At 65.1% G+C, this 15,610-nt stretch carries 13 protein-coding genes and 1 pseudogene; 6 read left to right on the top strand and 8 right to left on the bottom strand.

Features of this window, described 5'->3' with window-relative positions; genetic code table 11:
* Window positions 1-74: 74 nt before the first annotated feature.
* The 5 genes from DYZ14_RS08110 (at window position 75) to DYZ14_RS08090 (ending at window position 5,481) form a co-directional block, all read left to right on the top strand.
* Window positions 75-1,460 carry a murein hydrolase activator EnvC family protein gene (locus DYZ14_RS08110; protein WP_154720463.1) on the top strand — a complete coding sequence of 462 codons (1,386 nt, stop codon included), beginning with the start codon at window positions 75-77 and terminating at the stop codon, window positions 1,458-1,460.
* On the top strand, window positions 1,450-2,772 hold the full coding sequence (locus tag DYZ14_RS08105) for a S41 family peptidase (RefSeq protein ID WP_154720201.1): 1,323 nt from the start codon (window positions 1,450-1,452) through the stop codon (window positions 2,770-2,772). The genes DYZ14_RS08110 and DYZ14_RS08105 overlap by 11 nt, the downstream gene beginning before the upstream one ends.
* A 66-nt stretch (window positions 2,773-2,838) precedes the next feature.
* Window positions 2,839-4,032, top strand: coding sequence for a divergent polysaccharide deacetylase family protein (locus DYZ14_RS08100; protein ID WP_232365470.1), 1,194 nt, complete (start codon window positions 2,839-2,841; stop codon window positions 4,030-4,032).
* Window positions 4,033-4,041: 9 nt separating this feature from the next.
* Complete coding sequence (locus DYZ14_RS08095) at window positions 4,042-4,569, top strand: RNA pyrophosphohydrolase (RefSeq protein WP_154720199.1); 528 nt, start codon at window positions 4,042-4,044, stop codon at window positions 4,567-4,569.
* A 384-nt stretch (window positions 4,570-4,953) separates the two neighbouring features.
* On the top strand, window positions 4,954-5,481 hold the full coding sequence (locus tag DYZ14_RS08090; RefSeq protein WP_154720198.1) for a hypothetical protein: 528 nt from the start codon (window positions 4,954-4,956) through the stop codon (window positions 5,479-5,481).
* Window positions 5,482-5,810: 329 nt separating this feature from the next.
* On the opposite strand, the gene bfr is transcribed toward DYZ14_RS08090, so the two are convergent.
* The 5 genes and pseudogenes from bfr to DYZ14_RS24340 form a co-directional block, all read right to left on the bottom strand.
* On the bottom strand, window positions 5,811-6,296 hold the full coding sequence (gene bfr / locus DYZ14_RS08085) for a bacterioferritin (RefSeq protein WP_154720197.1): 486 nt from the start codon (window positions 6,294-6,296) through the stop codon (window positions 5,811-5,813).
* Window positions 6,297-7,033: 737 nt separating this feature from the next.
* Window positions 7,034-7,443, bottom strand: a pseudogene (locus DYZ14_RS08080) ((2Fe-2S)-binding protein).
* Window positions 7,444-7,480: 37 nt separating this feature from the next.
* Complete coding sequence (locus DYZ14_RS08075; protein WP_154720196.1) at window positions 7,481-10,819, bottom strand: error-prone DNA polymerase; 3,339 nt, start codon at window positions 10,817-10,819, stop codon at window positions 7,481-7,483.
* Window positions 10,816-12,228 carry a Y-family DNA polymerase gene (locus DYZ14_RS08070; protein ID WP_232365487.1) on the bottom strand — a complete coding sequence of 471 codons (1,413 nt, stop codon included), beginning with the start codon at window positions 12,226-12,228 and terminating at the stop codon, window positions 10,816-10,818. Before DYZ14_RS08070 ends, DYZ14_RS08075 begins: the two co-directional genes overlap by 4 nt.
* A 40-nt stretch (window positions 12,229-12,268) precedes the next feature.
* Window positions 12,269-13,189: a hypothetical protein gene (locus DYZ14_RS24340; protein WP_232365469.1), complete on the bottom strand. Its 921-nt coding sequence runs from the start codon at window positions 13,187-13,189 to the stop codon at window positions 12,269-12,271.
* 158 nt (window positions 13,190-13,347) lie between these two features.
* On the opposite strand from DYZ14_RS24340, the gene DYZ14_RS08065 reads away from it, so the two are divergent.
* Window positions 13,348-13,815, top strand: a complete 468-nt coding sequence (locus DYZ14_RS08065) for a metallopeptidase family protein (protein WP_115672120.1) — start codon at window positions 13,348-13,350, stop codon at window positions 13,813-13,815.
* Here the strand turns inward: DYZ14_RS08065 and DYZ14_RS08060 are convergent.
* The 3 genes from DYZ14_RS08060 to DYZ14_RS08050 form a co-directional block, all read right to left on the bottom strand.
* A complete protein-coding gene (locus DYZ14_RS08060; RefSeq protein WP_154720194.1) occupies window positions 13,812-14,237 on the bottom strand; it encodes a GlcG/HbpS family heme-binding protein in 426 nt (141 codons plus the stop codon). The two genes, DYZ14_RS08065 and DYZ14_RS08060, sit on opposite strands and share 4 nt — an antisense overlap.
* A gap of 158 nt (window positions 14,238-14,395) precedes the next feature.
* The gene (locus DYZ14_RS08055) at window positions 14,396-14,602 is read right to left on the bottom strand and encodes a DUF1737 domain-containing protein (protein WP_154720193.1); all 207 of its coding nucleotides are present in this window, start codon (window positions 14,600-14,602) and stop codon (window positions 14,396-14,398) included.
* Window positions 14,599-15,510 carry an HpcH/HpaI aldolase/citrate lyase family protein gene (locus DYZ14_RS08050; protein ID WP_154720462.1) on the bottom strand — a complete coding sequence of 304 codons (912 nt, stop codon included), beginning with the start codon at window positions 15,508-15,510 and terminating at the stop codon, window positions 14,599-14,601. Before DYZ14_RS08050 ends, DYZ14_RS08055 begins: the two co-directional genes overlap by 4 nt.
* Between the last annotated feature and the right edge of the window lie 100 nt (window positions 15,511-15,610).

Genomic DNA, 15,610 nt, shown 5'->3' with positions numbered 1-15,610 from the left:
ACCACCCTCCATCCATCAGCGCCAGAGAAACAGGGCGTCGCCACGCGACCCGCGCGATACTGCTCGCCTCGGTGATGGTGCTAGGCGGTCCGCTTGTCGGTTTGGATGCGCTCGTGATCGCTCAAGGTCCTTCCCCCGCCGTGACCGATCCCGCAGCACCTGATGCCGTCGAGCCCGCGGCTTCCGATCCGGCCGCCGATGACGCGGCCCTTGCGCTTCGCCAGAAGCGCGACGAGGTCGGCCGCGAATTGCAGGAGCTTTCCCGCTCGATGCGGGTGTCCGACGAGAAGGCCGCCGAACTCGAAGAGAGCATCGCCGCCCTTGCCAAGACCTCCGAAAGCCTCAAGCAGGCCCTGATCGAATCAGCGGCGCGGCGCAAGGATCTCGAACGCAAGATCGCCGCAGGAGAGAAAAAGCTCGCCGATCTCGGCATCAGGGAAGACGAGATCCGCGCCTCCTTCAAGGATCGCCGCGCCATCCTCGCCGAGGTGCTGGCCGCCCTGCAGCGGATGGGTCGCAATCCCCCGCCGGCCTTGCTCGTCAGCCCCGAGGATGCGCTCGCCTCGGTCCGCACCGCGATCCTGCTCGGCGCCGTCGTTCCCGGCATCCGCCACGAGACGGAGAAGCTCGCGGCCGACCTCGGCGAACTGCTGCGCCTCAGGATGGAAGGCCAGAAGGAAACCGAGACACTGGTCGCCACCATGTCCAGCCGCCAGGAGGAAGAGCGGCGTATGGACATGCTGCTGGTCGAGAACGACCGGCTGTCGCGGCAGAATACCCTTGAGCTCGCCACCGAGAAGCGCCGCGCCGAGGAGCTGGCAGCGCGGGCCTCCAGCATGGAAGGGCTGATTTCCAGCCTCGAGACGGAGATCCGCTCGGTCCGCGAGGCGGCGGAAAAGGCCCGCGCTGAAGAGGAGCGCCTCAAGCGCCTGAGCGAAGAGCAACGGCAGAAGGCCCGGGAGCTGGCGGCATCTTCATCGCCCGATAAAAACCGCATTGCCCCGGCATATGCCTTTTCAGATCTGAAGCAGAAACTGGAACTGCCGGCAGCTGGCGAGATCCTGCGCCAGTTCGGCGATCCGGATGGCACGGGACACGAAGCCAAGGGCATGGTCATCGCCTTGGCACCAGGCTCGCTGGTCACGGCCCCGGCCGACGGCTGGGTTGTCTATGCCGGAGAGTTCCGCAGCTACGGGCAGATGATCATCCTGAATACCGGCGACGGCTATCATATGGTATTGTCCGGCATGGACCGTGTCAGCACTGGCCAGGGCAAGTTCGTTCTTTCCGGCGAGCCCTTGGCGGTGATGGGGGAGAAAAGAGTGGCGAGCGCGACGGCATTGGCGCTGGAAACGGATCGCCCGACCCTCTACATTGAATTTCGGAAAGATGGAAAGCCGGTCGATTCCCGCGAGTGGTGGACCGGAAGCGGCTCTGGAAAGGCACAGAATGATTCGTAGGGCTTCTCTTGTTATCGTCGGTGCGCTCATGGGCGCGACCGCGATGAGCGTTCTCTATTCGGCGGGCGTTCCCGCACAGGCCGCAGGCACCTCCACCTACAAGGAGCTGTCGATTTTCGGCGACGTGTTCGAGCGCATCCGCGCCCAATACGTGACACCGCCCGACGAGGAAAAGCTGGTCGAGAATGCCATCAACGGCATGCTGACCTCGCTCGATCCGCATTCGGTCTACATGAACGCCAAGGACGCGGCGGACATGCAGACCCAGACGCGCGGCGAGTTCGGCGGCATCGGCATCGAGGTGACGATGGAAGATGACATGGTCAAGGTCATCACCCCGATCGACGACACGCCCGGTGCCAAGGCCGGCATTCTCGCCGGTGACTTCATCGCCGAGATCAACGGCGAATCGGTGCGCGGTCTCAAGCTCGAAGAAGCGGTCGACAAGATGCGCGGCGAGGTCAACACGCCGATCAAGCTGACCATCCTGCGCAAGGGCGCCGACAAGCCGATCGAGCTTTCCATCGTCCGCGAGATCATTCCCATCCGCGCCGTCAAGTCGCGCGTCGAAGGCGATGTCGGCTATCTCCGCGTCATTTCCTTCACCGAGAAGACCTATGACGACCTGGAAGCCGCGATCGAGAAGATCAAGACGGACGTGCCGGCCGACAAGCTGAAGGGCTACGTCCTCGACCTGCGCCTCAACCCGGGTGGCCTGCTCGACCAGGCGATCTATGTCTCCGACGCCTTCCTCGAGCGCGGCGAAGTGGTCTCCACCCGCTCGCGCGATCCGGAAGACACCCGCCGCTTCAACGCCAGCGCGGGCGACCTCACCGACGGCAAGCCGCTCGTCGTGCTGGTCAACGGTGGCTCGGCGTCCGCGTCGGAAATCGTCGCCGGCGCCCTGCAGGACCTGAAGCGCGCCACCGTCGTCGGTACCCGGTCCTTCGGCAAGGGCTCGGTCCAGACCATCATCCCGATGGGCGAGAAGGGTGCGCTGCGTCTGACCACGGCGCTCTATTACACGCCGTCCGGCAAGTCGATCCAGGGCACCGGCATCGAGCCGGACATCAAGGTCGAACAGCCGCTGCCGGAAGAGCTCCAGGGCAAGGTCCGCGCCGAGGGCGAATCGGCGCTCAAGGGCCATATCAAGGGCCAGAACGAGAACGACGAGGGCTCCGGCTCGGTCGCCTATGTACCGCCGGAAGCCAAGGACGACCTGCAGCTCAACTATGCGCTCGACCTGCTGCGTGGGGTCAAAACCGACCCGTCCTTCCCGGCCGACCCGCAGAAGGCCGTCGTGGCAAAGTAAGAAATGGGGCGCCGGAGAAATCCGGCGCCCGCTTGCATTTGCGAGCCGACGGGAGCCGAAAGAACCTTGAGCGCCGATCTCCACGCACCGCTCGGCCAGGGCCGCAAGCCGGCGAAGAGTCCGCGTCGCCGGCCGTCCGCTGCCACTGTGATCGGCAGCCTCGCGCTCGTCTCCGTTCTCGGCCTTTCCACCTATTCCGCCGTCGTTCCGCTGCCGCTACGCCAGTTTGCCGAGACCTCGCCGCCGGAAAGCGGCGTGGAAGAGCAGACCGGTCAGGTTTCGACCGAACCGGCGCCCGCTGGCTCCAAGGAGAATTTCACCACCAGCCGCCCGCTCGGCGGTGCGGTGGTCGAGCGCACGACCACCGACGACGGTTCGGTCGTCACCAAGTTCAGCCCGAAGCCGCGCGACGGAAACGGGCCGGTCCTGATCGACAACCAGAGGCTGGGCCAAGACAGCCGCGTCGCCGCCCTTCCCAATGACGAACTGCTGGAAGACACGCCGGACGGTCGCCTCCCGATCATAGGCCCCGATGGGCTGAGGCCGGTGGAGCAATATGCACGCCCCTGGTCGGGGGCACGCACCACCCGTGTCGCCATCGTCGTCGGCGGCATCGGATTGAGCCAGACCGGCAGCCAGCGTGCCATCCGCGAGCTGCCCGAAGAGGTGACGCTGGCCTTTGCCGCCACAGGCAACAGCCTTTCGCGCTGGATGCAGGAGGCGCGCCGCAAGGGCCATGAGATCCTGCTGCAGGTGCCCTTCGAGCCCTTCGACTATCCCGCCAACAATCCCGGTCGCGGGACCCTGCTGACGAGCGATACGCCGGCCGAATCCCTGAAGAAATTGCATCAGGCCATGGGCCGCATCACCAATTACACCGGCATCATGAACTATATGGGCGCGAAATTCATGTCGGACGGTACGGCCTTCGAGCCGGTCATGCGCGACATCGGCGGCCGCGGGCTGCTGTTCCTCGACGACGGCTCGACGGCGCGATCGCTCGCCGACAGCTTTGCCAAGGCGATCGGCATGCCTTACGCCCAGGGCACGCTTCTGCTCGACGGACAACCGGAGAAGGCAGCCGTGCTGGCCAAGCTCGACGAGCTGGAACGCATCGCCCGCCGCAACGGCCATGCCATCGGAACGGCGGCGGCCTTCGACGAGACGATCGCCGCCATCCGCCAGTGGAGCGAGGAGGCCACCGGGCGAGGAATTGAAATCGTCGGCGTCTCCGCCCTTGCGGCGGAAACCGGACAGTAAGAGGACAGGATGGAAAACACCGCAAGCCCGAAGATCCGCGCCGAGGACCTTCCCTATCGCCCCTGCGTCGGCATCATGGTGCTCAATCCGGCGGGCCTCGTCTGGGCCGGGCGGCGCATTCCCGAGGGAAATTCGGAATATGACGGGTCGCCCATGCTGTGGCAGATGCCCCAGGGCGGGATCGATGACGGCGAGGATCCCTTGCCGGCGGCGCTGCGCGAGCTTTACGAAGAAACCGGCATGAAGAGCGTGTCGCTGCTGGCCGAAGCGAGCCGCTGGATCAATTACGACCTGCCGGCGGAACTGATCGGCATCGGCCTTCGCGGAAAGTATCGCGGCCAGACGCAGCGCTGGTTCGCCTTCCGCTTCGAGGGCGACGAAAGCGAGATCGCCATCGACCCACCGCCGGGCGGCCACACCGCAGAGTTCGACGCCTGGGCGTGGAAGCCGATGCGCGAGCTGCCCGACCTGATCGTGCCGTTCAAGCGCGGCGTCTACGAACAGGTGGTCGCGGAATTCCGCCACCTCGCCGGCTAGAGGAAAGAGCCAAGCGCGTCACCTGGAACCCTACGGTGTCACCGCCTGCGTCCAGGCGATCGGCATTGCGTTTGCCTTCGACGAGACGACTGCCGCCGTGGGCGAATGGAGCGACGAGGCGGCCGGTCGCAGGATCGAATTCGTCGGCGTTTCCGCGCCGCACCCGGTCCAGGAAGGACCTTCGCCGGCCGCAATGGTCGCGTCCCTCGAAACTGTCCGGCCTCGTCGGCGGCTGCACGCCGATCTTCCGGCGCCGCGCGCGTGCCTGGGCACGCCCCTCCCTTTCCCGGCAGGCATCGTCCGCCTCCACCCGCGACGACGCGCGCCTATAGCATCGTCCCGCCCGGCAATGCTATGGGGGGCCGAACACAGGGGACCAGAGCCATGCCGGTAGAATTCTATGCAGATTATGTGCGGCAGTTGCGCACCCTCTTTGCCGAACTCGACCAGCATCCCGAGCGGTTCCAGACCTACGACGTCCACATCGAGCTCGCAGCCTCCGGCAAACTCGTCGTCTACGAGACGAAGAGGCGAAAAGGCCAGACCGACAGCCTCTATTACGGCCGCTCCGGTCCGGGGGAAAACCCGCGTCAGATCGCCCAGGCAACGGCCTTCGCCGCCATCGACCATTTCATGGCCCTCAGCCAGTTTCTCGCCTTCAACGGCAGGCTGGAAAACCTGAAGGGCGAGGATGCCGCGCAGAGCCTCACCATCGGATCGCAATATCCGTCCTGCGCCGTCAGTTTCGCCTACCGCAAGAAGGGCCAGCCCAAGGCAAAGGCGATGTTCATGATCTTTGTCGGCTTCAACGACGATCACGATGCGGAGCAATATATCGCGAAGATCGCCGACCCCTCGATCCTGGCGGACCGCCGCCCGCTTCGCGGCGACAAGGTCTACGAGTGGAGGTGAGGGCCTGCATCACCGGCAACGCTTGAGGGCAGGACCCTAACGAAGGTGGCCGAGGCGCCGACAGGTTAGCGCCGGTTACCCCAACGGCGGGAGGACAGCGAAACATGCCGGCTATACCTCTTGTGCCCCGAGCCGCGGCGCGGGCCTCGAAGCATCCAGCGGCAACTCAGCCGTCACCGCGCCCCCACTCGCTTTAGCCCTTTGGCGGTCTTTGGCAAGAAGGCCAACTCTGGACCAGCGCCACAAGCTCCTGCAATCCTAGGGGATCGGCCACCAACGAAACTTGTCGGGAATCCGCGGCCCGCCCTCTGCGGACGGGCCCCGATGTCTTATTCGGCGGCGTCGGCCGATTCGGCATTCAGCTGGCCGTAGCTCTGTTCCCCGATCTTCGACAACAGATCGAGCTGCGTTTCGAGGAAGTCGATATGGCCTTCCTCGTCCATCAGCAGCTCCTCGAACAGCTTCATGCTGACATAGTCGCCGGCCTGGTAACAGATGTCGCGCGAGGCCTTGTAGGCGGTACGGGCGTCGTATTCGCCGGCCAGATCGGCCTCAAGCACTTCCTTGACATTCTGCCCGATGCGCAGCGGTGCGACCGTCTGCAGGTTCGGGTGCCCTTCGAGGAAGATGATGCGATCGATCAGCTTGTCGGCGTGCTGCATTTCCTCGATCGATTCGGCGCGTTCCTTCTTGGCGAGCTTGGCATAGCCCCAGTCGCTCAGCAGGCGATAGTGGAGCCAATACTGGTTGACGGCACCGAGCTCCAGGAAAAGCGCTTCGTTCAGCCGTTCGATTACTTTTTGATCGCCCTTCATGATGGGTCCCTTCTTCTGCGATTGTGCCTCAGAAACTAGGCCCGTTCGCGCCCGCTGTCGAGATGGACCGGCCCAGTTCGGGTGAAAATCCGCTTTTGTTTCAATCTTGTGTGGTGGCGTCGGGCAACGCCCGTCCTTGACGGTGACCGGGAGAAGGGGGGACGTCGCCGCTGAGAGATCCTGCATCTCTGGCCAGCAGGAAAGGGCGCACCCGGCCGCCTCCCCCCGGCTCGGCTTGCTGTCGCGGACCCGGGATTAGGCGTCGGCGAAAGATCGCCTTTTGGTAGGGCATTGCAGGGGAGGAGCGAACCGGGACGGAGCCTGACCGGAGCGAACCCATCACTGCCTTATGGAATTGGCCCGCACCAAGGGTGATGGCTCTTGCCGATCGGCGATCGCCCGGACTGATGGCTAATGATCGCACGATGTTTGCGAGCGAAAATAGAGGGCGGTCTTCGGCCGAAAATGTCCGGGGTGGTTTTCTCCCGCAGACGTTGAAGGATGGTCAAGGGGGTGTCGTTGCTCGATCGGCAGTGGAAAGGTCACGAAACGGCGGGGGCACCTGGGTCCTTTCGGCCAGAGCATTTCCGATGAAAACGGAGAGGCCTTCAAGGCCCTGTCTCTTTGTTTCCACGCCATTCCGGACGCAAAACCGCTTCGCATTTTGCTGGAATGGTGCGAGGCACGGCTTGCGCCTATCAGGCATGCTGCGCCGGATGGGGCAAGGTCAGGCGCTGTCAGGCGACCTGGGCGGCGCGCTGGCGCCGCTCGAGGCTCGCAGCCTTCTGTTCCTCATGGAAGCGCTTCAGGCGTTCCATGAAGTCGACCACTTCCGCGCCGTCCGTCTGACGCGACGCGTGATAATCCTCGGTGGTGCGAATGATGATCTCGACGACGTTGGGAAAGCAGCCGCAGCAGCGCCCACGCTTGCCCATGGCATGGTAGACCTTGGACGGGACAATCAACTGCCAACAATCTTCATCGAGGAGCGCGTTGATGACGTCCTTGATGTCCTTGTCGGTGATGTAATTGCAGCTGCAGACCAGCATGGCCCCTACGCTCTTCCAAACATGACTTTTACGCCCTCCTTTCTGCTAAACAGGATGGCCTTTGTCAAGAAAATTTCCAGGACATGCCTCCCATGGATGCGCGAGCCGAAAACCGGGACGGAACGGCTCCTCGTTTCAATGAAAATTCCGCCCCTTCGGCATGACTTGGCGGACATCGCCGGCAAGCTCGGGCACGTCACGGATCAGCCGCGCCAGGGACCCGGTCGACTTGGTCTCATGCCGCTGCTCGTTGACGGGACGCCGCACCTCGTCGGCATGGGCAAGACCGCCGAAATCCTTGAGCTCCTCGCGCAAGAGGCCGAGCCGTTCGCTGGCATCGACGAGATGCTCGGCAACCACGTGGATCACCCCGTCCGCCTTCTGCAGCCGCCCGCGGATCTTCACCAGACGGGCGCCCATGACGATGGCGCGGTATTGCTCGAAGGTCTTCGGCCAGACGATGATATTGGCGACTCCGGTCTCGTCCTCGATGGTCATGAAGATCACCCCCTTGGCCGAGCCCGGCCGCTGGCGCACCAGCACGAGGCCCGCCACCTCGACGCGCCGTCCATTGGCCGTCTCCTCCAGCGCCGAGGAGGCAAGAACGCCGGCCCGGGCGAGGTCCCCGCGCAGGAAGGAAAGCGGATGGGCCTTCAAGGAGAGCGACAGCATGCGATAATCGCTTATGACCTCCTCGCCCGCCGGCATCGGCGGCAGCGTAATCTCGGCCTCCGCCTGGATCTCCCGCCCGCCGGCCTCGGAAAACAACGGCAGATGCTCGACGGCGGCCCGATGGTCGAGCGCCTGCGCCGCCCAGAGCGCCTCGCGACGGCTGAGACCCAGCGAGGCGAAGGCATCGGCATCCGCCAGCCGCTCGATCGCCGCCCGTGACAAACCTGTCCGCATCCAGAGATCCCGGACAGAGGTATAGCCGCTGCCGCGCCGCGCCACGAGCAGGTTCATCTCGGCCTCGGACAGGCCCTTGACCTGGCGGAAACCGAGCCGCACCGCCCTGGTGCTGAGGATCACCCTGCGCATCGACGCATGCCGCGGCGCGACCCGCCGGACGTCGAAGCCCTCCGCCTCCAGTTCGCTGTCCCAGGAAGAGGCGTTGACGTCGACCGGCCGCACCTCGACACCGTGCTCTCGCGCATCGCGCACCAGCTGGGCCGGCGCATAAAAACCCATCGGCTGGGAATTGAGCAGCGCCGCGCAAAAGACGTCGGGATAGAAGGTCTTGACCCAGGCAGAGGCATAGACCAGCAGCGCGAAGGAGGCCGCGTGGCTTTCCGGAAAGCCATATTCGCCGAACCCCTCGATCTGGCTGAAACAATGCTCGGCGAATTCCAGCGCATAGTCCCGCTTGAGCATGCCGTCGATGAAGCGCTGGCGGAAATTGGCGACCTGTCCCGTCCGGCGGAACGTCGCCATGGCCCGGCGTAACCGGTCGGCCTCGGCCGGCGAGAAGCCGGCGGCGGTAATGGCAATCTGCATCGCCTGCTCCTGGAACAGCGGCACCCCGAGCGTCCGCTTCAGGACGGCCTCGAGCTCGGGCTTCGGATAGCTAATTGCCCGCCCCTCCTGCACCAGCTTGCGGTTCTTCAGGTAGGGATGCACCATATTGCCCTGGATCGGCCCCGGCCGGACGATCGCCACCTCGATCACCAGGTCGTAGAAGACCCGGGGCTGCAGCCGCGGCAGCATGCTCATCTGCGCCCGGCTTTCGATCTGGAAGACGCCGAGCGTATCGGCCCGGCAAATCATGTCATAGACATCTTCGCGCGGGTCCTCGAAGAAGCTGGCAAGCGTCATCGGCTTGTCGTAATGGCTGGCGAGCAGCTTGATCGCCTTGGCAAGGCAGGTGAGCATGCCGAGCGCCAGGACATCGATCTTCAGGATCTTCAGCGTATCGAGATCGTCCTTGTTCCACTCGACCATGTAGCGACCGTCCGCCGTGTTCATGATCGGCACGACCTCGTCCAGCCGGTCGCGGGTGATGACGAAGCCGCCGACATGCTGCGACAGATGGCGCGGAAAGCCCATCAGGCTCGAGGCATAGTCGAGCACGCGCCGGGTCGTCGGATCGGCCAGATCGAGACCCGCGGCCTTGGCTTCGCGCGCCGACAGATCGGCCGTCGACCAGCCCCAGATCGACCCGGACAGCGCGGTTTGCACATCCTCCGACAGGCCGAAGACCTTGGCCGTCTCGCGCCCCGCCGAGCGCGCCCGATAGTTTATGACCGCCGCCGTCAGCCCCGCATGCTCGCGTCCATAGGTCTCGTAGATGAAGCGGATCACCTCTTCGCGCCGCTGATGCTCGAAGTCGACGTCGATATCCGGCGGCTCGTCGCGTTCGGTCGAGATGAAGCGATCGAACAGCAACGTGGTCTTTTCCGGATTGACCTCGGTAATCCCGAGGCAATAGCAGACGGCGGAATTGGCGGCCGATCCTCGCCCCTGGCAGAGAATATCTTTGGAGCGGGCAAAGCCGATGATGCGATGGACGGTGAGGAAATAAGGTGCGTAGCGTTTTTCGCCGATCAGGTTCAGCTCGTATTCGAGGAGGTCGCCGACCTTTTGCGGAATACCGTCGGGGAACCGCCGGGCCGCTCCCGCATAGGTCAGCCGGCGCAGCGCCGACTCCGCCGGCTCGCCGCCCACCGCTTCCTCGGGATATTGATGGCTGAGTTCGTCGAGGGAAAAATCAAGTCGGCCGAAGAACTCGGCCGTCGTCGCGACCGCTTGCGGATAGGCACGAAAAAGCCGGGCCATTTCCAGGGGCTCCTTCAGGTGCCGTTCGGCATGGGCATGCAGCCGGAAACCGGCATCGGCCACCGTCACATGTTCGCGAATGGCTGTGACCACGTCGGCGAGCGGCTTGCGCTCCGGCTCATGATAGAATGGATCATTGCTGGCGATCAGCGGCAGCGAAAGCGCGCCCCCCATCTCCGCGATCCGGCGGAAAGCGAGGCGGTCGAGGCCGTCATAACGCGGAACCAGCGCAAGGTAGAGCCTGTCGCGGAAAGGGGCCACCAGCCGCGCAAGCCGGGTGCGATAGTCTTCGACCTCCGCCTCGGTGGCAAAGCAGGGCACCATCGCTACGACCAGCAGATCCGCCGCCCATTCGACGAGATCGCTTTCATAGAGCGTGCAGACACCCTTTTGCGAACGCAGATTGCCGGCGCTCAGCATGCGGCAGAGATGGCCCCAGCCACGCCGGTTGATCGGGTAGGCGGCGAGTTCCGGCGTCCCGTCGGCAAAGACCAGCCGTGCGCCGGGACGAAAGGCCACACCCTTGATCTTCGCCGCCGCATGCAGGCGCACCACCCCGGCCACCGTATTGCGATCGGCAAGCCCCAGGCCGGACAAGCCGATCCGGGCGGCGGTCGCCACCATTTCCTCCGGATGCGAGGCCCCCTCCAGGAAGGAGAAATTGCTGCGGCAGCCGATTTCGAAGAAGGCCGGCGCGCTCATGCGAAAATGCCCTGCATGAACCAGCTCGGCCGGTCGGCGCCGCGTTCGTAGAGCCCCTGGCGGAAAAGCCAGAAACGATGGCCGGCGCTGACCTCGATGCGAAAATAGTCGCGCGGCAATGCCTCTTCCCCGTCGATCCACCATTCCGGTGCCAGTCGCTCGGGCCCCTCGGCGCGCACGACCCGATGCTGGGCGCGACGCCAGCGGAAACTGGCGGGCGGGCCGTCGGGCACTTCGGCGGTGACCTCGACCGGCTCGGGATGGGCGAAAAGCCGGATCGGCCGTTCGCTGCGCACCGGTGGGCCTGGCTGCTTATCGGCGTGCAAGGCGCTTGCCGCGGCAAGCGGGGCAAGGCTCGAGGCCCGCTCCGGCCAATGGCTCGGCTGGGCGACGGGCAGCACGAGGCAGCCCTCGCCGAACCGCGCCGTCACCCGGTCGACGAAGTCGAGCGCCGCGTCGCCTTTTTCCGCCACCGTGCCGAACCTGCCCTGGCTCTCGGCGAGCGCCTCGCTGCGCAAGACGTTGAGCCGAACGATCTCGAATCCGAAACCGGCATCGAGATCGTCGTGCAGCACGGAAAGCCGTTCGGCAAAAAGGGCCTTGATGCGATCGCCGTCGCGAAGCGGAGAGGCCGCCCCAATCGCGATGCGAAAGACCCGCCCGTCCACCCGAAAGAGCAGCAGTTCGAACAGGCGGCCCCCTTCGCCGCGCGCCTCCAGGCCGGATTTCAATCCGGCCGCTAGCCGGCCGGTCAGATCGAGGATGACCTCCTCGTCGCGAATCGGCTCGGCAAGCCGCCGTTCGACGCAGAGCAGGGCAACCGGCCGGCGCGGCACGATCGCCTCCCCCTCCCGCCCCAGCGCCTGGTCGAGCCGGACCAGCAGATCCGGGCCGAAGCGCCGCGTCAGGGGGCCGCGCGGCGCCGCCAGGAGATCGCCCACCTGCTTCAGCCCGACCCGGGCCAGCGCCGCCGTCACGCCGGCATCGATCCTCAGCGCGCCGAGCGGCAGGGGCGACAGCACTGCGATCATCTCGCCGTCGGCCACGACGCGATCCCGGCAAAAGCGGGCGGCCGCCCAGGAAAGACCCGGCGTCGAAGAGATCGCACCCCTGGCCTCGAGCCCCAATTGGCAAAGCCGCGCCAGCAGATCGTCGACCAGGGCCGCCTCGCCGCCGAACAGATGCGCACAACCGGTAATGTCGAGCATCAGCCCGTCTGCGCCATCGAGCGCCACTAGGGGGGTATAGCGGTCGCACCAGTCGGCGATCGCCTCGAGAAAGCGCCGGTCGGCCTGCGGATCCTCCTCGGCAACCTCGAGCGTGGGACAAATGGCCCGCGCCTCCGCCAGCGCCTGGCCGGCCTGCAAGCCGATCGCCTCGGCCTCTTCGTCAAGCGCGGTCAGACGCATGGCATTGGCGACACGGCCGGCGCAGACGACCGGCGGATGGTCAGGACGCCCGGTCGAACGCCACGACAGCCCCCAGCGCCGGCGCGCCAGCCGGTCGGTCGCCAGACGCGGCAGCCAGAGCGCCAGGATGCGCCGGCCGGAAAACGGGCCTTGCGCCGGCGTGAACGGAAGTTGCGGGGTAAAATTGGCGGTCATGGCGGTTCCACTCCAGGATCAGTTCAGGGTGAGCCCCGAGCCGGCTCTTTTCCGGAACGAGGCGAAAGACGGAATGGCCGATGCTGCCGCCAAGCATCGATCCATCAGGGAGAAGCCGCGCTGCCGCCGGCGCGGGTTCGACAAGCAGGCGAAGGGAAGCGCTGCTCGCCTCCTCTTCCCCGCCTTGGCGGACAAGCAGCAGAAAACCGCCGGTGCTCTTGGCCTTCAGGCTGAGGCGCCGGTTCTCCGTCAGCCCGAAGCCGCGCGGATTGCCGGCAACCTCGAGCATCACCGCCGAAAAAGCCCGGCACGCGAGCGCCGCGTCGGCAAGCCACAGCGCGTCCTCCAGGCGGCGCGGCACGGCATGGAGAAGTTCGCCTGGCCGCAGGCCGTAATCGACAAGCCCCGGCGCATAGGGCAAGCCGGTTTCGCGCCCGACGAAACGGTCGCCGATCCACAATATCCGCTGATTTGGCCGGGCAGGCCGAGCCGACAGGCAAAGCCCCAGCCCGAAGCCGCTGACGGCACCCGCATCGCGAAATTGTGCCCCGCGGGCCTCGATCATCGCTCCTTTGGGAAAACCCTCCGGCAGAAGGTTTTCGAGGCCCGTCGCCTCCCTCCCCCGAACAGGTGGGCCGCCATGAGATCGCCCGGCGCATGGTTCCGACACAGGTTCGAGCCCGCCGGAAAGCGGCTTGCCCTCGATTCTGGCTATGGCTTCGCGCAAGGCAAAAAGCCTCTCCTGCGCCAGAGCGGTCGCGCCCATGACGTCTCTCCTGTCGGAATGTTCTCTATATGTTCCTAGAGATTCCAGAGCTTGCCAGAAGAGTCAACCGGATTCAGTGTGAATTTATTCCTTGACAGGATTCCCACTCGAAAAGCCGGGGCAAAGGTCCTATATGGAAGCGAAGTCAAGGAGTACCGATGGCCCGTATCGACCAGACCGAAGATTGGCGCGAACGCCATGCCCCGACGATCAGCACCTTCGAGTCGCTGGCCATTGAGGCCTATGGTCATCTGCCGGAGGAATTCCGCGCGCTGACCGGCAATCTGATCATCGAGATTTCCGATTTTCCCACCGACGAAGTGTTCGAGGACATGGCGCTCGAAACGCCGTTCGACCTGCTCGGCCTGTTCGAGGGCCGCGGCATTTCCGAGCGCTTCACCATGGAAACCGGCGAGATGCCGAACCGCATCACCCTCTATCGCCGGCCGATCCTCGACTACTGGGCCGAGAACGAGGAAACCCTGGGCGACATCATCACCCATGTGCTGATCCATGAGATCGGCCATCATTTCGGCCTGTCCGACGACGACATGGAACGCATCGAGGAAAGCGCCGAAGATGCCGCCGCGGAATCCGACGGCATGTCGGCCTCGTTGAAGGATTAGCCCCGCGTCGCGAGGAAGTGGGCGATGCCGGCTTCCGCGCAGCTGAGATCCTGGGCCGGCGTGCCCGAACTGATACCGATTCCGCCGACCACCTCGCCGTCGATGACAACCGGCAGACCGCCGCCCACCACCATCAGCCGACCACCGATCGCCGAATGAATGCCGAAGGCCGGGCTGCCCGGCTGGCTGGCCGCGCCATATTCATGGGTCGCCTTCTTCGCCGCAGCCGCGGTGAACGCCTTGTCGATGGCGATCGTCGTGCTGGTCACCTTGCCGCCGTCCATGCGCTCGAAGGCGACGAGCTGGCCGCTCTCGTCGGTGATGGCGATGCACATCGGCACGCCGATCTCGCGGGCCTTGTCGGCCGCGCCGGCAATCAGCAGGCGGGCATCGGAAATGTCGAGACGACGGATGGTAAGCACGGGCATTCTCCTGCGATGCGTGGGGGGCATGGGCGCCGACCCATATTCGGCAGGCCGCCCGGCTCCGACCATGGCCGCAATCATCCTTCAAGAACAATGGCGCCTTGCGGAAAAACATCTATGCCGGAGAGTGAACCCCGAGCCGGCGGCCTGGCCGCTTATTGTTCGGTGAGCTTCTTCGAGGGGTCGTAGTCCCGGCCTTCGATGGTCTTGGTGACGGCCTGGCCGCAGGTCACCACGCCTGCCTGGGCGTTGAAGGTGAGGGCCGGCGAGCCGGCGAGCTCCCATCCGTCATTGAGGGCCGCCGTCACGCGATGGCAAAAGGCCGCGTCGTCCGGGCCGGTGATGAAACGATAGAGCTTCACGATATCCCTCTTTCTCTTTCCTCGATGACCTGAGCCTTGGCGAGCAGCCGCTCGGCCTGTTCCAGATGCAGCCGCTCGACCATGCGGCCGTCAAGATTGATGACGTTGAGGCTGGCGACGGCTGGATCGGCAAAGGCTGAAACGATCGCCTTTGCCTCGGCGAGCGCCTCCGCCGAGAAGCCGAAATGCCGGTTGGCGCCGTCGATCTGCGCCGGATGGATCAACATCTTGCCGTCGAAACCCATGGCGTGCCCTTGTGCGCATTCCGCCTCGTAGGCGTCCAGCGCCTTGAATTCGTTCGACACGCTGTCGATCGCGTCGAGCCCGTAGGCGCGCGCCGCAAGGATCACCTGCATCAGGAACGGCACGACATAGGTCCGCCCCGGCTCGGGCGCCACGCCGGTTTCCTTGCGCAGATCGTTCAGTCCGGCGACGAAGCAATCGAGCAGGCCGCCGGCGGTCCGCCCCGAGCCGGCGATTGCCGCGGCGTTCAACACCCCGCGTGGCGTCTCGATCATCGCCCAGATCCTGAGACTTTCCGTCGCATCCGACTCGGCCAGAAGATCGGCAACATGCTGGATATCGTCCGGCGCGTCCACCTTGGGCAAGAGCACCGCATCCGGCCGGCAGGCGATGACGGCCGCCATGTCGTCGGCGAAGAATTCCGTCTCGAGCCCGTTCACCCGGATGATCGCCTCACGGCCCTGAAGCGGCGTCTCGGCAAAGAAACGCCTGAGATTGTCCCGCGCTTCGGCCTTTCTCTCCGGCGCTACGGAATCCTCGAGATCGAAGATGACGGCATCGCAGGCAAGGCCGTGCGTCTTTTCGAGCGCCCGCACATTGATCGCCGGAACGCTGAGGACCGAGCGGCGCAGCCGCGCCGGATGATGGGAATTGATCGGCTTCATGGCCATCAGTTCTGCCAATCTTTCGCCCGCCGTGCAAGGCGACATTTGCCGGAAATCCCTTGCATTTCGAGGGGAGAAGGACCACCTTGGCAGACGAGAA

This window comes from Ciceribacter sp. T2.26MG-112.2 (assembly GCF_900492205.1).
GTDB classification, from domain to species: domain Bacteria; phylum Pseudomonadota; class Alphaproteobacteria; order Rhizobiales; family Rhizobiaceae; genus Allorhizobium; species Allorhizobium naphthalenivorans_A.
Note: the sequence above shows the minus strand (reverse complement) of the source record. Positions and strands in the feature narration are given on the sequence as shown.